Here is a 20,492-nt window from a genome sequence, read left to right on the forward strand (position 1 = left end):
CTCGATGGCGCCCGCCCTGAAGTATCAGACTGGAATTCCGTGGGAGGGCGTGTATCGAAGAGCGGCGGGCGAGGTCCGATTAACGGTATCTCTCCATACGCTACATACCATGTCCAACGATTACTCCGAGCATGTCGTCGTTCCACAGGATTCTGCTTCGGCCCCGCAGCAGCCGTACGTCGAAACGCAGACCCCGCTCTCGCTGCGGATTGACCGCCTGATCGAGGCACATCGCCAGTTCGGCTATCAGGCTGCCAATCTCGATCCGCTTTCCCTCATTCCCGGCGTGGTGGCGCCGAGGCTTTCGCCGCAGTTCTACGGCCTCGATCCCAGCCAGAAGCGTCCTGCCGATCAGGTCCGGTTTCCTTTCGCACCCACCGTCGGGCAGCTGGAGCACCAACTCAAACGTGTCTACTGCAGCGAGATCGCGCTCGACCTCAGTGGCGTGCGCAGCGAGATCCGCCGACACTGGCTGTTCACCCGCATGGAATCGGAACTGATCTTCCCCGAGCCGACGATACAACAGCGCGAGGCGGTGCTGCGGCGCCTGCTTGCCGCCGAGGGCTGGGAGCACCTGGTCGCGTCCCGCGACGAGCACGCAAAGCGGTTCTCACTGGAAGGCTGCGAAAGCCTCATACCGCTTCTCGATACTTTGATCGACAGCGCCGGCATCGACGGCGTACGCCAGATCTTCCTCGGTATGCCGCACCGTGGACGGTTGAATGCGCTCGTCAACCTGATGGATTTCCCGGTGTGGAAGATGCTGGCCAGTCTCGACCACGAGTCCGACTTTTCCGCCGCGCAAAACGACCTGCCCTATCATCTCGGCGGCACCGCGCGCAAGCAAACGCCGCACGGCGAAGTCGAGGTGGTGCTGGCGCATAACCCATCGCATTTGCAGAGCGTGTTGCCGGTCGTCAGCGGCATGGCCCGGGCATGGCAGGACGAGCACCCGGGTGCCGGCTGCGTGCCGATTGTCGTTCATGGCGACGCCGCGTTCGCGGGCCAGGGCATCGTCATGGAAACCCTGAACCTCACGCGCACGAGTGGCTATACGCTGGGAGGCACCATCCATGTCATCGTCAACAACCAGATCGGTTTCACCACGCCCAACCGTATGGACATGCGCGAGAGCAGATACTGCACGGACATTGCCCGGATGATCGACGCGCCCGTCATTCGCGTCAATGCCGACCACCCTGAAGCCGTGATTCGCGCTGCCCGTATCGCGTTCGATTACCGGATGAAGCATGACGCGGACGTCATCATCGACCTGATCGGCTACCGGCGGCTCGGTCATTCGGAACACGACATTGCAGATATCACCCAACCGGCCGTGCAGGCGGCCATCTCTGCTCACCCAACGGTAACGCAGCTCTATCACACTGCGATCGGCGCCGAGCAACCGCTCGGTTACCTTCGCGAAGAGGCACTGCAAAACTTGCAGAGCCATCCGGTTGATACCGATGCGGTTATTCGCGTCGCGGCGGTGCCGAAAAAGGGCGCGCCGATCGCGTTCGAGCCGATATCGTTCGAACGCATCCAGTCACTGACTGCAGCGATGACCCACGTGCCAGATGGATTTCAACTGCATGAATCCGTTCGCAAGCTCATCGGGAAGTGGGAAGCGGTGGCCGGTCATGAGGGCCGCGCTGCGGACTGGTGTTTTGCGGAGAACCTTGCATATGCCTCGTTAGTGTCCGAAGGCCATGGCATCCGTCTGTCTGGCATGGACGTCGGCCGGGGCACATTCATGCACAGGCATGTGGTGTGGCACAACCAGACTTCCGGGAAGGGTGCAGATCCCATTCACGTCCCGTTGAGGCACATCGCCGCCGGGCAGGGCGCCATCGATGTGATCAATTCGCCGCTTACGGAAGAAGCGGTGCTCGGTTTCGAATACGGCTACAGCGTGCAGACGCAATTCCGGATGACGATCTGGGAAGCGCAGTATGGCGACTTCGTGAACGGAGCCCAGGTCATCATCGATCATTACATCGCGGCCGGTGAGTTCAAGTGGGGCTATCAGTCCGCGCTCGCCGTCCTGCTGCCGCATGGCCATGAAGGCGTCGGTCCGGAACACTCGAACGGTTTCCTTGGCCGCTTTCTGCAGCTGTGCGCGGACGAAAACATGCGTGTCGTGGTCCCGTCGACGTCGGCGCAATGGTTCCATCTGCTGCGCCAGCAGGCCGTGTTGCCTCGACCCAAGCCGCTCGTCGTCATGTCGCCAAAATCGCAGCTGTATGGCAACACCGCGTCGCATTCGTCGATCGAGGAATTCACTGACGGTCTGTTCCAACCGGTGCTGCGCGACAACACAGTGACCGACCGGCACGTGATCACCCGCGTCGTGCTCTGCAGCGGCAAGCTGTTTTATGAGCTGCAGGCGGCGCGCGACGCTACCGGCGATAGCGCGACCGCATTGGTGCGCGTCGAACAGCTTTATCCGTTCCCGCGCGCGGAGCTAAGCGATCTGCTATCGGGATTCGAGAACCTGACCGAAATCGTCTGGTCGCAGGAAGAAGACCGCAACCAGGGTGCATGGCGCTTCGTGCGTGAGGAACTCGAGCGGCTGTTGCGGTCGGGATGCCGGCTGCGCGAGGTGTGCCGCAACGCCACTGCATCGGGCGCGCATTCGTCGATTCGGGCACATCGTCATGAGCAACGCCGTCTGGTGGCGGCGACGCTCAACAGTATGGCTTCCTGACAGCAGCCTGGTCAGATATACGATCCGCAATCCGCAATCCGCAATCGCAGCAGATGCCGCCTGTCGAAGCGCTCACCCGCTGTTCCGTCCCAGCGCTTTGCTGGCGGCCATCGAGACAACGCGAGTGCGCTTGACAGAGGCGCCTCGGCTGCCTGACACCGATCCGCGCCACCTCGCCCGCGGCTGTTGGCCCGCAAATGCTGGTGTCATGAGCGAAACAGCATCCGCGCGAGGCGAGCGAACCGAGACATCGGACTGCCCCGACATCGGCAGCCGCGCGGGTCGAACCTTGAATAGATCCGCCTGCAAATCGCCTGGCCCTTCGTGGACGGAGGGCAGGTAGGCGGTTGGCAACGCTTCTTTCAAGCTTGCCGCCGCCGCATCGACGCCGGCTTGCAGTTCACCCGCATGCTGGCGCACGGTACGGTCGACGGTGCCCTGCACATTGGTCACCGTCAGTTCGAAACCTTCCTTCAGCTTGCGCAGTTCGTCGATCCGAATCTGTTGGTCTACTTCCGCCCGCACGCTACTGAGGTAACGTTGCGCGCGCCCCAGTAACGTGCCGGCGGTACGCGCGACACGGGGCAGTCTTTCGGGACCGAGCACGACCAGTGCAACCGTGCCGATGACGGCCATTTTGGAAATGTCGATGTCAAACATGGCAACCGTCTCTCCAGTTTGTGGCGAAATCAATCACATGCACGGTTCATTGTTGTGAAACAGCGGGAGGATTCTGCACGTCGATCTGCGCGGCCGACGGCGCTGCCTTCGCGGCGGCGTCCGCGGTAACCGGTTCGATTTCCTGCATGCCTTCCTTGAAACCCTTGATCGCTCCGCCGAGATCCGAGCCGAAAGTGCGGATCTTCTTCGTGCCGAAAACTAGCGCAACGATTACCAGGACGATCAGCCAGTGCGTCATGCTGAGGCTACCCATGATCAAACTCCTTTCATATGTAATGAACTTAACAGCAACCTGTCCAAGGTCGTGCGCTGATCGTAGTGCCATTTGCGGGTAGCGTGTATCAAACCTTCTTATAGCTTCTTCAAAGAAATCTTGATTGTTCATTTGCGCCGCACGTTCCTAATATTTGCCGCACGGAGCGAATGGCGATGTCCGATTCTGCAGTGAGCCCTCCAGATTGAGCGACGGTTCACTGCAGCAGAAGCCAGGCCGGTTCCTGCCCACACCTGCGTCGTACAGGAATTCGTCCTGAACACCGGGGAATTGTTCAATAGGATTACTTATGAGAGAGCAACCATGACTGACCTGAAACGTCGCAGTGTACTAGCTGGAGCGGCCGCCGGAGCTGTGGCACTCGGTGCAACGGCCGCTGCCAAGGCCGCCGAATTCGGCAACCCGGACAGCCCTCCGCAAGGAAGTATCAACTCGACGCCCGCTGCGATTTCCGAGCCCGGTCCGCAGAATCCGCAACTGCGCGACGTTTTGCCGTCGTTCAACAACCCGCCGGCGACGGACGTCGGCGGAATGCCGATTCCATGGGCGTCCTTCAATGAGGCGCACAAGCGCATTCAGGCGGGTGGCTGGGCACGCGAAGTGACGACGAAGGCGTTCCCGGTGTCGAAGGACATCGCGGGCGTGAACATGCGCCTCGGACCGGGCGGCGTGCGCGAACTGCACTGGCACCAGCAGGCCGAGTGGGCCATCATGGTCAGCGGCGAGGTTCGCATCACGACTATCGACACCAAGGGGCGCGCTGAAGTCGCCGACGTGCAAGCCGGCGACATCTGGTACTTTCCGCCGGGCCTGCCGCATTCGCTGCAAGGCTTGGGCAACAACGGCGGCGAATTCGTGCTGGCCTTCGACAACGGTGCATCGGGCGAATTCAACACGCTGATGGTGTCGGACTGGATGGCGCACACGCCACCGGAAATCCTGGCGCAGAACTTCGGCGTGCCGGCCGAGAAGTTCAAGGAAATCCCGCTCGAGCAGCTGTGGATCTACCAGGGCGCCAAGGCAGGCCCGCTAGCAGCCGACCAGGCCTACGCCGCGTCGCCGAACGGCCGCCCGGACCATCCGTTCATCTTCCGGATGGGCTCCATGGCGCCGACGCTGGCTCAGCCGGGCGGTGAAGTGCGCATCGTCGACAGCAGCAACTTCCCGGTTTCGAAGACCGTGGCGGCCGCGATGGTGACGCTCCGTCCGGGTGGTTTGCGCGAGATGCACTGGCACCCGGATGCGGATGAATGGCAGTACTTCATCCAGGGTACCGGTCGCATGACGGTGTTCAACACGGGCCCGGCCGCGCAGACCGTCGACTTCAATCCGGGCGACGTGGGCTATGTCGAGAAGAACCTGGGGCACTACATCAAGAATACCGGGAATACCGACCTTGTTTTCCTCGAAATCTTCAAGTCGGACCACTTCTCCGAAGTGACTCTGGCGCAGTGGCTGGCGAACACGCCGCGCCAACTGGTGCGTGAGCACCTGCGTGTCGATGACGCCACGCTCGACGTTATCCATAAGCTGAAGGAACGTCGCGACGTGCTCGCGTAAGCGGGCAGTCCTGCAGCAACAGTGGCGCCGTGTGCACGCGGGTTCGACCTGAAGCGGTCGCACGGCGCCCAATCCGGATTCAATGCTGTCCCGCTGTGATTGCGGGTAGAGGCAGTCATCCCGTATCGACGCAACGCAGCACTTTGAAGAGGCGCCCACCATGCTGATGGCAATAAAACGCACTGCTAGTTACGCCCTGTCCGGGGAATCAACGGCAGACGCCGTCACGGCGATGCGCGACGCCCTCGACAACAAACGCCGTGGCATCCGTGCGCTACTGCCGTTCGCGGGCCCCGGCGTGATCGCCTCGGTCGGCTACATGGACCCGGGCAACTTCGCGACCAACATCCAGGCCGGGTCGACCTACGGCTATGAGCTGCTTTGGGTGGTGCTGCTGTCGAGCCTCGTGGCGATGCTGTTTCAGGCGATGTCAGCCAAGCTCGGGATCGTGACCGGCCGTAGTCTCGCGGAACTCTGTCGCGACGAATTTCCGCGTCCGCTTGTGATCGGCATGTGGATCGGCTCGGAGATCGCCGCGATGGCGACCGATCTGGCAGAGTTCGTGGGTGCGGCGATGGGAATCTCGCTGCTCTTTCACCTGGCGATCGGGTGGGGATTGCTGATTACCGGCGCTATCACTATCGGGATTCTGTCGCTCGATAAAAAGGGTTTCCGTCCGCTCGAAATCGTCATTGCCGCGCTCATCACCGTCATCGGTCTGAGCTATCTATGCGAACTCGTGATCGCACCACCGGACTGGCACGCTGCCATCTTTCACACCTTCGTGCCGCATCTGCATGGCAACGACGCGCTGATGCTCGCAGTGGGCATCATCGGCGCGACCATCATGCCGCACACGATTTATCTGCACTCGGGTCTGACGCAGAACCGTGCGCCGGCGCGCAACAATGACCAGCGTCGCAAGCTGGTGCGGTTTTCAAACCGTGAAGTGGTGATCGCACTGGGCTTTGCTGGCCTCGTGAACCTTGCGATGGTGGCGATGTCCGCTTCCGTGTTCAGCAAGAAGGCGCCGGGCATTTCCGACTTCACGGTGGCGTATCACACGCTCACGCCTGTTCTTGGTGCCGGAGCGGCAGCACTGTTCCTCGTTTCACTGCTGGCCTCTGGTATCTCCAGCGCAGTGGTGGGAACGATGGCCGGTCAAAACATCATGCAGGGCTTTGTCGGATTCAAGACGCCAGTGCTGGCACGACGCCTCATCACGATGGTGCCGGCGGTCATTGTCTGCATGACGTGCAATCCGATGAACGCAATGGTGGACAGCCAGATCGTGCTCAGCATCGTCCTGCCAGTCCCGCTCATTGCGCTCGTGGTGCTGTCGTCGCGTCGCTCAGTGATGGGTCGATTCGCTGCGTGCCGGAAGCTGATCGGCACGGCCGTCGTCGCCACCGGCGTGATTCTGGCCCTGAACGTAATGCTCATCTGGCAGTCGGTCGTCTCGTAACAGCGCGCGAGTGCGAAGCGCGACTTCGTGGCTGGCGCTATTGACGGCAGTCATCCTTGTTTCTGGAGCAGCGTGGTCAGGCCGCTGAAGATCCATGCCCGTATGCACACTGTCGATTCCCGTGAAATCTTCAAGCCGTGTGCCGCCCTCGGTAAGAAGAAACTGCCGGAAGTCGCGAGCCGCCGGCGGCAGGGGACGGTCCGCGCGATGCGCTACACACCAGTGGCGTTTAAGCGGAAAGCCCTGCACGTCGAGCACCTTGAGCAAACCGGCGCGCACTTCGGACTGAACTGCTTGGGCGGACAGAAAGCTGATGCCCATGCCCGCCATGACCGACTGCTTGATCGCTTCTTCGCAGCCGATTTCCATGAAACGCGGTGTCGATTCGCGACTGCAGAATGTCTCGTTGGCGGCGTTGCGGGTGTCAGTCCCGCTCTCCCGCACGATCAGGCATTCGAGCGCGATGCGCGCATAGGGAATGTCGGCTTCGTAAGCAAGCGGGTGAGTCGGCGCCGCAACCAGTACGAAGGGATTAGGTGCAAACGGTTCGGCTACGATGGCAGGGCCGTCCGGCGCGTGCACCATCACGGCGAGGTCGATCTGGTCGCTTCGCAGCAAGGTGATGAGTTGATCGCGACTGCGCACCGTCATGTCGAGATCGACCCCTGTCTTGCCCTGCATGAACGAGTTGATCAGATGCGGAAAGAAGTAACTGCCCGAGGTAATCAACCCGACTCGCAGACGCTGGATGCCACCGGTCATGAGGTCCGCCAGTGATTGCTCGGCGGTCTTCAGATCCGCGAGAATCACGCGGCAATGACGCAGAATCAGCTTGCCTGCTTCGGTCAGCGAGATCCGCTTGCCGGTGTGACAGAACAGCGGCAAGCCGGCCTGATCCTCCATCTGCTTGATCTGCATCGATACGGCCGGCTGGGTCAGGTGAAGGTCCTCAGCCGCGCGGGAAAAACTCAAGTTGCGCGCCACGCTTTCGAAAGTCTTGAGTTGTCGAATCGTTATATTTCTCATGTGAGACCGTGCGTCTCCTTTCAGAATCGTAAAAACGCCCGCGGGGAAATCTGGGCTCTACGGCAGTTTATCCGTAGAACGCGACACAATGTCGCAATAGTGAATTGGTGTTGGCGACACAATCTTTTTTGTATCTCTGTCTTTCAGAAGCGTACTGAACATTAGATCCGATTCGTTTTGGATGGAAGTACATTGGAGATCAGTGCCAATTCCGCGAAGGACACTTGGAACGTAGAACGATAGAGACAGACTAAGCATGAAGAGAGAGCTGTGGCAGTAGCCGCATGCGGGCTCAGCCTATGCCGATGACAGTAGCAGAACTGCACCGACTTTCGTACCGCCAGTCCCGACGGGACCACAAGGCACCGCCGGACCAGTCGTCCAATGTGATGACCGAAGGAAACTGTAATACCTTACGGCGCTTGACGGTTCGCGGATCACCCGCTATTACGCGGCCAGAGGAGCAAGTACTGGATTCCCGCATCAGAGCCGGTATCGGGACTGCAACCAATTGACGACCGATGCAGTCCCTAAAGACCTGATCGACGGGATGCATTGACCGTGTCGGCGAATATGGGTGCGCCGGCTTGAGCGATTTGCCGTATTAAACGACTACGTTTGGAATGGAAATGTCGTTCGTCCGGACGCGGCGCAGACGCACTGTAGATCAACAGCGACGACAGGGAGGTGAGATGTCGCGCGCCTGGCCAGGCTGACGCGTGAAAGTTGAGGCGCTATTAGTTTCGGGTGCGATTAGTCCGTGCGGGTGTGGGCGACCGCAGCCGGAATACGTGAATTCGACGGGTGGCCAATGTCGCCTTCCTGGAGCCAATAGCCAAGACCCATGAAAATCCCACCGCCGGCGAGATTGCCCAGAGTGACGAAGAGTTCGTTGTGTACGGCACCGGCGAATGTGATGTTGGCCGGGTGTCCGCTGATCAGCGCGAGCGCGAACACGAACATGTTCGCGACGCTGTGCTCGAAGCCGCTTGCGACGAACGCGAATACTGGCCAGAAGATCAACCCGAGCTTCGCCGCGTCGCTATTGGTCCGGGCTGCCATCCAGATCGCCAGGCACACGAGCCAGTTGCACAGGAGGCCCTTCGCGAACAGCTGGAGCGCTGAGGCGGCCATCTTCGCTTCAACGACCTTGAAGAACACCTCCGAACCGTCAGTCAGCAGCACGCCTCCGCCGGCCGCATGCAGAATCGCCGCGAGCACCACCGCGCCGATCAGATTGCCGATCCAGCATACCGTCCACACTAATACCATGCCGCCGAGCCCGGTTTCTCCGCGGAGTACCGCAAACGGCATATACATCGCCGTGCCGGTGAACAGATCGGAACCGGCGAACACAACGATCGTCAGCGCACAGGCGAATACCGCGCCCATGATCAAGTGCACATACGCCGGATCGACATGCGAGCCGACCGAAAACATAAGGATGTCGCCAAAGCCAATGTAGGCGCCGGCCATCGCCGCGCCGATCAGGAAGGCAAGCGGTGAGCGCACGATAGCCGACGCTTTGTGGGCGCCGCTCTTCGCGAATTTATCGATGCTATCTGCGTACATCGCTGCTCCACAAAATAAGTTGCATCCGGATCGAAGAGGTATCCACACCGCCTCTCTCGGGTCCAATCACAAGTCAATTCGAGGCCTCAGGTACGACCTGATCTATGTCTGAAGAGTTTCACGCTCGTCGGGTACGCCATCTTCGGCCGTTCACTCTGACGGTTCGGTGACACTGCGATTACAAGCGCGTTATCTGGACGCTAGCGCGCTGATTGTCCTGATGGCTATTCTCTGTCACGTACTATGTCCGCCGCATTTCCTTACTAACCTGACTGGTTAGCATAACTACGATTCCGGCGGCAGAAATGACAAAAATGTAATCTTTCGGTCATCGCTTGCATGAAGTGTGGTTGTGCACAATTGTTCCGCGACATTTGAACTGTCGCAGCCACTCGCGGACCCGGGGACCATTTCGCTCGTCTCTAATCCACCTTCGCTTCACCCGCTTTATTCAGCTGATCATGCGTATTCTTCTAGCCGAATCGGTCGAACGGGATGCAAGGCGACTGTCGTCGATTCTGCGCGCCCAAGGCTATGCCGTCGACCGCGTCAAGAACGATCGCGAGGCGCAGCTCGCACTCAGCACGGCGCGATATGCGCTGGTCGTCTTGAACATGATGTCGCCTCGCGGGACACGTCTCGATCTTCTTGGCTGGCTACGGCGCGTCGATCGTGTGGTGCCGGTCTTAACCTTCAAGGAAAGTGACAGCCCCGGCGATTGTGTGCGCGCGCTCGAGGCCGGCGCCGACGATCATCTGAACAAACCCTTCGACTCGCGCGAACTGGTCGCGCGATGTCGCGCGTTAGTACGTCGCTCTCAGGGGCGCAGTACGGATCAGATCCGGCACCGCGAACTGCTTATCGACACGGCGTCGCGCGCGGTGACTTGCGCGGGCGTACCTGTCACCCTTTCGGGGCGCGAGTGGGCAATCCTGCTTCAGCTTGTTGCCTATCGCGGCATACCTCAGTCGTCGTCGACGCTGGAGGACTGCATCTATGGGTGGAAAGAGGAAGTAGAGAGCAATGCAATCCAGGTTCACATCTCGAACCTTCGCAGGAAGCTCGGCGCGAATACGATAGAAACGGTGCGAAGAGTTGGATATGTCATCAGAGACGAGTAGGGCAGAAGTGAAGTCTAAACCGCAATCGAGTGCCATCGCGCAGCTACGCGAGACACGCAGCTGCGGCCACCAATCAATGTTTCAACTCTCTGTATTTTTTCGAGCAAACTCATGAGGATTCGCTTTCGCCTGCTGGTCGCCGCCGGCCTTTGCATGGCATCGACCGCATTCGCGGCAGAACGCGCCACCGCTCCACTCGTACCTGTTTCCACCACGCCGTTGCCCAACGTGCCCGGAGGCGACTTCGATCATTTCGCAGTCGATCTGTCCCGCTCGCGTCTTTACGTGTCGGCAGAAGCGTATGGCTCCATCGAAGTGTTCAGCTTGCCCGATGGGGCGCACATCGCGAGTATCAGGACGGTTGCCAAAGCGCCGCACAAAATTCTGCTGGCAAACGGAGGCAAGGAACTACTGATAGCCGACGCAGGCGACGCGGCGCTCAAGGTAGTCGACACGACGCGCTTCAAGGTCAGGAAAACCATCGCACTCGCGCCGCAACCCGACTCCGGTATTGCAGACCGTAAAAGCGGCATCTTTTATATCGGCAACGGCGGTGCGCAGTCACATCAGGATCATGCCTACATCAGTCTGATTTCGCTTGCCAACCATTCCGTAAAGGGCCGGATCGACGTGCCCGCCGGTCAATTGAAAGCCATGGTCATCGATCCGGCGACGCAGCGCCTGTTCGTCAACATGCGCGACAAAAACGAAGTCGGCGTGATCGACTTGCGTACGCGCAAATTGACGGCCACCTGGCATGTTCCCGGCCCGAGCCGAAATTCGGCCATGGCCTTCGACCCGAAGAGCGGGCGCCTGTTTATCGGTTCGCGCGACCCCGGCAAGCTGTTCGTGATGAATGCGAGCGACGGCTCGATCATCCAGTCGCTCGACATCGTCAACACGTCGGACGACATGACTGTCGACGCGGCCCATCGTCACCTGTACATCACAGGCTCGACCGGCCTGGATGTCGTCGACCCCGTCGGGCCGGATCAATACGCGGTCAAACAGCATCTCGACACGCTCGGCGGGAAGACTTCGGTCTACGTTCCGTCGCTCCAACGGCTGTATGTCGTTCATACGAAGGGCCCCGCTGCGGCGATGGCGGGACTGCAGGTATTCAGTGTGCGCTGAGGCGCGAAGTCGCTCTGCCGGAGCTGGGCCTGCCAGTGCGGGAACTTCGATACCGACTTCGCCTCGCATAGAAAAAGTATCTGACGGCAAATCGAAAAAGATTAAGTGAGTCAAATTCCATTTCGAATTGAATCCTGGGCCTGCTTCGAATAGGTCTAAATCAGGAAAATAACAATCCTGTAATCTGCCGGACGGCTTTGGGTAACGAAGCCGCCGCTATGCTGAGAACTAACCTCCCGCAGTCAGGCGCGTACGTAGCGATGCGGTTCCTGCCCTCGCGTGGAGTTCGTTGTCCAGCAGATGGAGTGCCCACCTATGGTTTCTCGCCCCTCCACACCGCCGTATTGCGCCCGACGCCTGTCACCCGGTGCGCGCCGGAGAACACGATGAACCAGTTGGCGTCGATACGCATCTTCGCCAAAGTCGCGGAGTACCTGAATTTTGCCGAAGCCGCCAAGCAATTGGGCATTTCCAATTCGGTGGTCACGCGCAGTGTCGCGACGCTCGAGGAACACCTGGGCGTTCGGCTGGTCAACCGCACGACGCGGCGCGTATCGTTGACGGCGACGGGCCAACTGTATTGGAAGCGCTGCATCGAAGTGATCAGGCAGCTCGATGACATGGACGAATTCATCGCCTCTGCGGTGGGACAGCCGGCCGGTTCGTTGCGCATAGCGGCGTCGTCGCTGTACGCGAGCACGGATCTGCCGGGGGTGCTGGCCGCTTATCGCGCGCAGCAACCTCGCATGAGTTTCGACCTGACCGTGTTCGACAATATGAGCGACGTAGCGGCCAGTGAATTCGATGTCTGTTTCAGTATGGAACGGCGCCTGCGTGATTCGTCCATGGTGTGTCGGCCGCTCGCGCAAACACGCGACGTGATTGTTGCCAGTCCGGACTATCTGGCGCGTTGCCCGGCGCCACGCACGCCGGCCGAACTCGCCTCACACGACGTGCTCATCGCGTCGGATGCGCCAAGCCGTTACTGGGAGTTTCGCGACACCCACGGTACACAACGCATCGTCGTGCGGCCGATCATGAGCATACAGAGTCCTCAGGTCGTCAAGCAGGCAGTGCATGCGGGACTCGGCATCGCGCGCTTATCACGGTCGTTCGTGCGGAACGAACTGGCCAACGGCAGTTTGCGTGTGTTGCTGGACGACGCACCACTCTGCGGCGACGAACGTACTGTGTGGCTGCTGTATTCCGGGCAACCTTACATGGCGGTTGCTTTGCGCAGCTTCGTCGATTTCGTTGTGGAGCGCTATCGTCAGAAACCGCGGGAAAACAAGGCACAAAACGAAGCGGGCGTCGGCTCGGAACAACATCTATTGCGCAATACTGAATTGCTGTCGGGCGGGATTTTGTAGGCCCTAAAGTGCGAGCACCCGACGTCGGCTGCGTCTCCACGCTGAGCAATTCGCGTGAGCGACGCACTGGCGCAGTGTTCTTACCATAAGGATCCGCATCGATGAAAAAGCTCCTGATTGCCGTAGTTGCCAATGCGGCGCTTGGCTGTTCGTTTATCCCTGTCAGCGCGATGGCGCAAAGCAGCGTCACGCTGTACGGCCTGATCGACGAAGGCCTGAATTACACCAGCAATACTGGCGGCCATTCGAACATACAGATGGAAAGCGGTTTTGCGCAAGGCAGCCGCTGGGGCCTGAAGGGTTCCGAGGATCTGGGCGGCGGCACCAAGGCTATCTTCCAGTTGGAAAACGGATTCGACGTCAACTCGGGCGCGCTCGGCCAAGGTGGGAGGATGTTCGGACGTCAGGCCTACGTCGGCTTAAGCTCGGCGCAATTCGGCACTGTGACGATGGGTCGCCAGTACGACTCTGTCGTCGACTTCCTCGCACCGCTCACGGCGAATGGCAGCTGGGCCGGCTATCTGTTGTCGCATCCATACGATAACGACAACACCGACAATTCGTTCCGCTTGAACAACAGCGTGAAGTACTTGAGCAATACGTACGGCGGCTTTACGTTCGGCGGTCTCTATGGCTTCAGCAACCAGGCAGGCGGCTTCGCGAACAATCGGTCGTATAGCCTCGGCGCGCAATACGTGGGCAGCGCAGTGACGGTGGCCGCCGCTTATATGCAGATCAACAATCCGGGCGGCACGACAGGTGGTTCGCTCGCAACCGACGACACCAACTTTTTCGCCGGCCGTCAGCAAGTTTGGGGTGCGGGCATCAACTACACGATCGGACCGACGGTCCTCGGCTTTGTGTATAGCCATACAAGCCTGAACGACGCGACCGGTTCCGTATACGTCGGCAACTTTGCGAACACCGCGAACAGCCTTAAATTCGACAACTTCGAGCTCAACGCCAAGTATCAATTCACGAAGGCCGCGTATGTCGGCGCGATGTACAACTACACGATTGCCCATTTCGACAGCAGTGCAGGAAATTCAAAGCCGAAATACCAGCAATTCGGCTTGATGGCGGACTATAACCTGTCAGTGCGCACTGACGTCTACGTGCAGGGCATGTACCAGTACGCATCGGGTGGCGGCACCGTGTCGGCTCCGTTGAATACCGCTTATATAACGGGCGCGGATGCTCCGTCGTCGGGCCCGAGTCAGTTCCTCGCGCGCGTCGCCATCCGTCATACGTTCTAAGCGCTGGCACTTTGCGGTTATCGGGCAGCGTGTGCCCGATAACCTGGCGCCACGCACTGCCCCACTGGATTAGTTCGACGTCGATTCTGAAGGGACGGCTGCCGTGCTGGCGGTCTTCGTCATGCTTGCGCCGTCGGTGCCGTGCCGGACTGCGTAGATCTCTTTATTACGCGCGATGGCCTCTGCCGACGGCGGATAGTCTTCCTTGGGCGACGGCACGAGACCGTCTGCCTCGGCCTGCACGAGTTGCGCGCGCACCTCGGCGCGCGTCAGCCCACTAGGGGACGACTGGGCAAAAGCATTGGCGCCGAACGACAGGCTGAGGACGGTGACAGCGAAGGCGGTAAGCAGTTTCATGATGTTTCTCCGGTTGGCGAGCGATGAGTGGCTTGAATCACCATGTCCCATTCTTCTCGTTCCGGCTGTCGGCGCGCTGACTCCTGCATTACCGTTTTGTTAACTGCGCGAGGCATTGAGTGCCTGGGCGCTGCGAATCGAGCAAAACCGCCGCCGGTCCCGCGCGACGGTTCCATTCCCTTTGATTCAGCCAGGCGTGCTCAGGCCGCCTTGGCTGCGGCCTCCTTGGCTTGCAGGCGTTGCGCCTGCTGGTCGCCCTTTGCTGCTTCCTGAGCGGTTTGCACCGAGGTCTCGGAGGGTTCCGACATCAATGCGCGCGCCGCGCTGCTGATACTGACCGTGTACGACGACGTACTCGTGCTGGCGCTCGCGCTCGAAGACGACGAAGCGGTTGAACTCGTACTCGACGACGGTGTGGCCGCAGAAGAAGCCGGTTTCGACGTAACCGACGAAGCCGACGCCTGCACGGTGCTCTGGCCAACTGCCTGAATGGACATCTCGATCTCCCGACATAAAAGGTTTGGACTGCGGTCTGTCTAACGGCCTCAAGATGTAAGGCTTGAGAAGTATATTTTTTGAGTTTTTGGCAGTTCCTAAGCGTTTCTTAAGGCTTGCGTCGAGACACCGCCCTCGATGCGAACGGCCCCTCAATTTGCCGCCTTCTCAGGAGTTCTTCGTAAGGCTTTCATAAGGTTTCCCGTTGCATATTCGCCTCACGGAACAAACGCGAGCGCGCCCGCTTGCAGGGCCGAATTCAATGCCGATCGACGGGAGAACTCACTTGGTTGACACTTCAACTTATCGTGTCGTGGATTTGTCGATACGCAACAAAGTGCCGGAGGCGACGCTCATTTTCTGGGCGATCAAGATCATGGCGACTACAGTGGGCGAAACCGGCGCCGACTATCTTGCCGTGCACGTAGGTCTGGGCACCGCGCTTACGGGCGCGACGATGGCCGCATTGCTGCTCGCCGCATTGGCGATGCAACTTCGCATGCGCATTTACGTACCATGGATTTACTGGCTGACGGTAGTGCTGGTTAGCGTGGTCGGCACACAGATCACCGATGCACTGACTGACACGTTCGGCGTCAGTCTTTATGTGAGCACAGTCGTGTTCGCGCTTGCGTTGGCTATCACGTTCGCGCTTTGGTACCGGAGCGAGAAAACGCTATCCATCCGCACCATTGTTACCCGACGCAGAGAGCTTTTCTATTGGGCGGCCATCCTGTTCACGTTCGCATTGGGGACAGCTGCCGGTGACCTCGCCACGGAGGCGCTGGGGCTGGGCTTCACGATCGGCACTGTGGCGTTTGCGGCGTTCATCGCGTTGGTCGCCACCACGCATTACGTTGGCGCAAATGCGGTGCTGACCTTCTGGATTGCCTACATTCTCACGCGGCCGCTTGGCGCTTCGCTCGGTGATCTGCTGGCACAGTCACGCGCGTACGGCGGTTTGGGACTCGGTACGATCAGTACGAGCTTGCTGTTCCTGTGTGCGATCGTCGTGATGGTGATCTTCGCGAGCGCCTCCGAACGGCGAGGCGTGCGCGCTGCCACCTCAAGTGAACACTGATTTTCTAACTTCCAGCGCGCTACACACGTTGTCCTCTTTTCATCGAAAACTGGATCAAACTGACGAGAACAATCATGAATCGACACACTCTGAGCAAGACTGTCATCGCTTCCTTCGTCGCCATTTCCGCAATCAGCTTTGGGTACTACGAGCCAGGCGGCATCGGTTTTTCGTCGGCTGAAGCTGCCGAGCCCGCCAAGGCGTCGAAGCTCGGCGACCTGTCGTCGTTTCGCAAGATAGCAACGGACACGGCGGCGTTGGTCAATCAAGGTGATCTCGCGGCAGGCAAGGCGCGGATCAAGGACCTGGAGGTCGCGTGGGATGACGCCGAACCGTCGCTGAAGCCCCGCGCCGCCGCGGATTGGCACACCGTCGACAAGGCGATCGACCGGGCGCTGAGCGCATTGCGCGCCAGCAGCCCGAACGCCAGCGACTGCAAACAGGCGCTAGCAGAGCTGATCGCGACGATGGACAGGATCAGCGGTAGGGTCGCGTAGCTGCCGCAAGCGTGGCCAGGTGCCACGATTGCGTGCAACGGTCATCGTGAAAGCGCTCGCGGTGGCATTGCCCGCGAGCGCGTTTTTTAGCAGCGGTGGCTCGGCGTTGAAGCGCCGCTTGCTCACGCTTACTGATAGAAGTTGAGCGTCAGCATCGCCGAACGGCCCGGCGCCCAGGTCGCATAGATCGGATAGGCCGTCGAGAAGTACTTTTTGTCGAAGATGTTCTGCACGTTCAGTTGCAGATCGACGGTCTTCGATACGCGGTAGGTCGCCATCGCGTCAAAGCGCGCATAGCCCGGCGTCCACTTGCGCGTCGTTGCCGAGACCGACGCGTAGGTCAGGCTCGAAATCGTCGCACCGCCGCCGATCGACAGCTTCGGCAACACGTCGTAGTACGTCCACAGCGTGAAGTTGTGCTTGGGCACCATCACCATCGGCAGGCCGGATGCCGTCGGGTTCGCGGCGCCCGCGTCGATCGTGATCGCATCGAGGTACGAGTAACCGGCGAACACGCTCCACTTGCTGGTCAGATTGCCCGCCGCGCCGAGTTCGACGCCGCGCACACGCTGCGCACCGGCATTGACGGTTCCGCCCAGACCATTGCTCACGCGCGCATTGGTCTTGTCGGTCTGGAACAGCGCCGACGTCAGCGACAAGCGCTGATCCATCACGTCCCACTTGGCGCCGACTTCGATATTGCGCGAGCGTTCGGGCGACAGGTCCTGATTGGCTGTTGTGAGCTGATCGGTGCCGCCACCGATGCCGGCATTCGCCCCAGGCGGATTGGCCGAAGTGCCATATGACGCATACAGACTGACCGTCTGCACCGGCTTGAAGACGAGGCCGAACTGATAGCTGAACAGATTCGAAGTGTTGGCCAGATCGCGCGCGCCGGCCTGGATCGCGGTGACGTCGTAGCGGTCGAAACGCAGACCGGCGTTGAAGATCAACTGGTCGGTGAGCTTCACGCTGTCGAACAGGTAGGCCGACGCGATGTTCGTCTGCGTGTGCGTCGCGGCGCCAGGGAAGCTCTTGTCGCCGTTCAGCAGCACGCTGCCGGTCCACGGGTTGTCCGGGTTCCAGCCGCCATGCAGCGTCGTGCAGTTGTACGCGACGGAGCACGGTCCGCCCGTGCGGATGTTGTTGCCCGCGCTGTCGCTCACCAGATAGCCTTCGTACAGGCTCTTTTCGTGAGTGAATTCGGCGCCGCCGGTCAACGTGTGCTGCATGCCGAGCAGGGTCGCCTTGCCCGTCAGCTCGGTCTGGTTGGCGATGCTGTTGGTCGCATATTTGCCGCTCTTCGCCTGCAGGCTCAGGATGTTCGTATTGGCGTTCTGGAACTGCGGATTGGTCGCGATGTAATCGAGCGTGGAGCGGCCAAACATGGTGGTGTTCTTCAACTTCCAGTCGTTGGCGAAGCGATGCTCGACGCGCACTTCGCCAGTGTCGGTCTGACCGCGGCGATAGTCCCGATTGTTCAGCCCGAAGAACTGGCCGCGGTCCGCATTGGCGGGCGTGCCGCCGCTCGCGCGGAACGGCACGCTGAAGTCGGGCATGTCGTAGCTGTTCAGATGGTAATAGCTGAGCGTGACCGTGGTCGGGCTGTTCAGTCCGAATGCGACTGACGGCGCGACGCCCCAGCGCTTGCTGTAGATGTCCGTGCGACCTGCCTGGTTGGCGTCGTGGCCGAGCACGTTCAAACGCACGGCGGCGTCGTCGCCGAACTTGTGGTTTGCGTCCAGCGTAATGCGCTTGTAGCTGTCCGTGCCGACACCCACGCTGCTGTTGACAAAGTTTTCGTTCTTCGGCGTCTTGGTGACGATGTCGATGCTGCCGCCCACCGCGCCGCGGCCCGCGTAGACCGAGTCCGGGCCCTTGATCACGGTGATCTGCTCGATGTCGAAGGTCTCGCGGTTCTGCACGCCGTCGTCGCGCATGCCGTCGACGAAAATCGAATTGCGCGATTCGAAGCCGCGAATCACCGGACGGTCCGCCGACGGATTGGCCGCCGCGTCGCCGCCGAGGAAGGTGATGCCGGGGACCGTCTTCAAGGCCTCGGCGAAGATCGTCGCGTTGGTCTGCTTGATCAGTTCCGCGGGAATTACGGTGATTGAGCGCGGCGTGTCGAGCAGCGGCGCGGTGAATTTATACGAGGGCACCGTTTTGATCTGCATTTCGGAAGACGAAGTCACCACCACGGCGGGCAAAGTCGCGGAACTCGAAGCCGTGGCGGCGTCGGCGTTCGTGTCCGATTGGGCAAGGGCGGCTGCCGGAACCAGGAAACTCGAGCAATACACGGCGGCTACGGACGCGAGCGAACGCGGCCGCGCCTTAAAGAGGGCGGACATAAGGAATAAGAGCGAAGTGGAAAGAAGCGGATGCCGTATCCCGGAAGACCGCTTGAGCCAAGGTCGTCCCGCGATTCCGTGCTGGAGGCCTATAACGTTATTTTGTAAATGCGTACCGTTCTCATTTGCGTGGATGCGGATTGTAATGAACTGAAATGAGTATGTAAACAACAATCGGGAAATGGAGCGACCGGCGCTTAGGAAACGGACGCCGGAATTGCCGCTTCGTCTGCGCCGTCCTTGAGAGTGGGAACGTGTGGGGCTAGCGGTGGAGTTAGCAACGCATTCCGTGGCAAACCGGCGACCCAACTGCAATCAAACGCGCTGTTCGTGCCTGATCTCAGTACCCGAGCCAGGTTGGCACCGAACCGAGAGATCAGCCATGTTTCCGAAAAAATCGAGGTTGCGTTTTGCGACGCAAAGTGTCCTTCAGTTTCACAAGTTGCGCTAAGTTTCAATTGCCATCGCAGAATCATCGACAAGACGTTCAAGTGCGTAGCAGCGGATCTGCTGAAAAGATCGCGACATTTGAGAGCCAGTACGGCGAACTCACGAAAGAAGGAGGCAGCGGCTTTTATCGCTGATGTCGCGGAGTGCCTACGAAAGTCGCGTCTCAATGGTGACGTTGATAAGAATCTGCGCCCCGGTGTGGCGCCAGTCTGAAAGAAATTGTGGAATCCTCCACATTCTGACCAACTGATGAACGCCGCTGGAAAATCGATATTCGCGACGCGGTCGAGGGGAGCGCTTTTGCAATCTTCCATAACCAGGGGCAGGCCTGCATTGCGGGTTCCCGGCTATTCCTTCACGAATCGATCGCAGATGAATTCATCGAGCGATTCCTGAAGGTGGCAAAGCGGATCCGTATCGGCGACCCGCTCGATATGGCGGTCCAGATGGGCCCGCTGACCAGCAAGGAACACCAGGAACGCGTGCTGGCATTCTGCGAGACAGCGCGCAAAGAGGGTGATGAAATCCTCTATGGGGGCCGTAGTCCGGACGCCCCCCTCTGGCGAAGGGCAACTACGTCTTGCCGACGATCGTGCGGGCAAAGGCGGAGGATACGGTCTGCCAGGAAGAGGAATTTGGGTCCTTTATCACTCTGACGACGTTCTCGGACGAAGAAGAAGTTGTCCGAATGGTCAACGACGACACCGTCTATGGCTTGGGTGGATGCGTTTGGACAAATGATTTGAAGCGCGCTCATCGGCTCGCGAAGAAGCTGCGAACCAGCATGGTTTGGGTTAATGCATACAAGCGGGGCAATGCGGGCTCGCCCTTCGGCGGTGTCGGTGATTCAGGCTATGGGCGGGAGTTGAGCCTGGAAGCGATGCACGAATACACCGAGGCAAAGTCAGTCTGGGTGAACGTTGACGCGCCGACCGTGGATTGGTTCGGTGAAGATTGATACCCATACGACCCGCCAGCTAGCAGCTGAGCCGAAGTCGGCGACATCCTGATCTTTACGGGGGGCAGTGCTGGCGTTCCCGCCTTTGGCGTATCTGAACGTGCACTGAATTGCATGATGCGGTCAAAAGTTCCGAC

General features: G+C 59.9%; 18 protein-coding genes. 12 read left to right on the forward strand and 6 right to left on the reverse strand.

The window, feature by feature from the left end; genetic code table 11:
• Positions 1-109 precede the first annotated feature (109 nt).
• Positions 110-2,707 (forward strand): 2-oxoglutarate dehydrogenase E1 component, encoded by a 2,598-nt coding sequence (locus tag RI103_RS22340; RefSeq protein ID WP_310817680.1) that lies wholly within the window; start codon positions 110-112, stop codon positions 2,705-2,707.
• Positions 2,708-2,779: 72 nt separating this feature from the next.
• Here RI103_RS22340 and tatB read toward each other — a convergent pair whose 3' ends face one another.
• Both tatB and tatA read right to left on the reverse strand, forming a co-directional pair.
• Entirely contained in the window at positions 2,780-3,367 is a 588-nt protein-coding gene (tatB, locus tag RI103_RS22345; RefSeq protein WP_310817682.1) for a Sec-independent protein translocase protein TatB, read from the reverse strand.
• Positions 3,368-3,413: 46 nt separating this feature from the next.
• Complete coding sequence (gene tatA / locus RI103_RS22350; RefSeq protein ID WP_310817683.1) at positions 3,414-3,641, reverse strand: Sec-independent protein translocase subunit TatA; 228 nt, start codon at positions 3,639-3,641, stop codon at positions 3,414-3,416.
• A gap of 324 nt (positions 3,642-3,965) precedes the next feature.
• Here tatA and RI103_RS22355 point away from each other — a divergent pair, with 324 nt between their 5' ends.
• Together RI103_RS22355 and RI103_RS22360 are read left to right on the forward strand one after the other, a co-directional pair.
• Positions 3,966-5,222, forward strand: a complete 1,257-nt coding sequence (locus RI103_RS22355) for a cupin domain-containing protein (protein ID WP_310817684.1) — start codon at positions 3,966-3,968, stop codon at positions 5,220-5,222.
• Between the two features lie 160 nt (positions 5,223-5,382).
• A complete protein-coding gene (locus tag RI103_RS22360; RefSeq protein ID WP_310817686.1) occupies positions 5,383-6,687 on the forward strand; it encodes an Nramp family divalent metal transporter in 1,305 nt (434 codons plus the stop codon).
• On the opposite strand, the gene RI103_RS22365 is transcribed toward RI103_RS22360, so the two are convergent.
• Together RI103_RS22365 and RI103_RS22370 are read right to left on the reverse strand one after the other, a co-directional pair.
• The gene (locus tag RI103_RS22365; RefSeq protein WP_310817687.1) at positions 6,574-7,713 is read right to left on the reverse strand and encodes a LysR substrate-binding domain-containing protein; all 1,140 of its coding nucleotides are present in this window, start codon (positions 7,711-7,713) and stop codon (positions 6,574-6,576) included. The two genes, RI103_RS22360 and RI103_RS22365, sit on opposite strands and share 114 nt — an antisense overlap.
• Before the next feature lie 753 nt (positions 7,714-8,466).
• Positions 8,467-9,285 carry a formate/nitrite transporter family protein gene (locus tag RI103_RS22370; RefSeq protein WP_310817689.1) on the reverse strand — a complete coding sequence of 273 codons (819 nt, stop codon included), beginning with the start codon at positions 9,283-9,285 and terminating at the stop codon, positions 8,467-8,469.
• Between the two features lie 350 nt (positions 9,286-9,635).
• Between RI103_RS22370 and RI103_RS22375 the strand changes: the two genes are divergently transcribed.
• The 4 genes from RI103_RS22375 to RI103_RS22390 all read left to right on the forward strand — a co-directional run bounded on the left by RI103_RS22375 (position 9,636) and on the right by RI103_RS22390 (position 14,166).
• Positions 9,636-10,406, forward strand: a complete 771-nt coding sequence (locus tag RI103_RS22375) for a response regulator transcription factor (RefSeq protein ID WP_310817692.1) — start codon at positions 9,636-9,638, stop codon at positions 10,404-10,406.
• 111 nt (positions 10,407-10,517) lie between these two features.
• Positions 10,518-11,540, forward strand: a complete 1,023-nt coding sequence (locus RI103_RS22380) for a hypothetical protein (protein WP_310817694.1) — start codon at positions 10,518-10,520, stop codon at positions 11,538-11,540.
• Between the two features lie 386 nt (positions 11,541-11,926).
• Complete coding sequence (locus RI103_RS22385) at positions 11,927-12,910, forward strand: LysR family transcriptional regulator (protein WP_310817695.1); 984 nt, start codon at positions 11,927-11,929, stop codon at positions 12,908-12,910.
• A gap of 101 nt (positions 12,911-13,011) precedes the next feature.
• The gene (locus tag RI103_RS22390) at positions 13,012-14,166 is read left to right on the forward strand and encodes a porin (protein WP_310817696.1); all 1,155 of its coding nucleotides are present in this window, start codon (positions 13,012-13,014) and stop codon (positions 14,164-14,166) included.
• Between the two features lie 69 nt (positions 14,167-14,235).
• Here RI103_RS22390 and RI103_RS22395 read toward each other — a convergent pair whose 3' ends face one another.
• A complete protein-coding gene (locus RI103_RS22395) occupies positions 14,236-14,523 on the reverse strand; it encodes a DUF4148 domain-containing protein (protein WP_310817697.1) in 288 nt (95 codons plus the stop codon).
• Between the two features lie 339 nt (positions 14,524-14,862).
• On the opposite strand from RI103_RS22395, the gene RI103_RS22400 reads away from it, so the two are divergent.
• The 3 genes from RI103_RS22400 to RI103_RS22410 all read left to right on the forward strand — a co-directional run bounded on the left by RI103_RS22400 (position 14,863) and on the right by RI103_RS22410 (position 16,596).
• Positions 14,863-15,012, forward strand: a complete 150-nt coding sequence (locus tag RI103_RS22400) for a hypothetical protein (RefSeq protein ID WP_310817698.1) — start codon at positions 14,863-14,865, stop codon at positions 15,010-15,012.
• Positions 15,013-15,343: 331 nt separating this feature from the next.
• Positions 15,344-16,099, forward strand: coding sequence for a hypothetical protein (locus tag RI103_RS22405; RefSeq protein ID WP_310818540.1), 756 nt, complete (start codon positions 15,344-15,346; stop codon positions 16,097-16,099).
• A gap of 74 nt (positions 16,100-16,173) precedes the next feature.
• A complete protein-coding gene (locus RI103_RS22410; RefSeq protein WP_310817699.1) occupies positions 16,174-16,596 on the forward strand; it encodes a histidine kinase in 423 nt (140 codons plus the stop codon).
• Positions 16,597-16,724: 128 nt separating this feature from the next.
• On the opposite strand, the gene RI103_RS22415 is transcribed toward RI103_RS22410, so the two are convergent.
• Complete coding sequence (locus tag RI103_RS22415; protein ID WP_310817700.1) at positions 16,725-18,947, reverse strand: TonB-dependent receptor domain-containing protein; 2,223 nt, start codon at positions 18,945-18,947, stop codon at positions 16,725-16,727.
• Between the two features lie 755 nt (positions 18,948-19,702).
• Between RI103_RS22415 and RI103_RS39700 the strand changes: the two genes are divergently transcribed.
• Both RI103_RS39700 and RI103_RS39705 read left to right on the forward strand, forming a co-directional pair.
• Positions 19,703-20,053, forward strand: coding sequence for an aldehyde dehydrogenase family protein (locus tag RI103_RS39700; RefSeq protein WP_409077033.1), 351 nt, complete (start codon positions 19,703-19,705; stop codon positions 20,051-20,053).
• Complete coding sequence (locus RI103_RS39705) at positions 19,978-20,355, forward strand: aldehyde dehydrogenase family protein (RefSeq protein ID WP_409077019.1); 378 nt, start codon at positions 19,978-19,980, stop codon at positions 20,353-20,355. Before RI103_RS39700 ends, RI103_RS39705 begins: the two co-directional genes overlap by 76 nt.
• The last annotated feature ends 137 nt before the right edge of the window (positions 20,356-20,492 follow it).

This window comes from Paraburkholderia sp. FT54, from assembly GCF_031585635.1.
Taxonomy (GTDB): domain Bacteria; phylum Pseudomonadota; class Gammaproteobacteria; order Burkholderiales; family Burkholderiaceae; genus Paraburkholderia.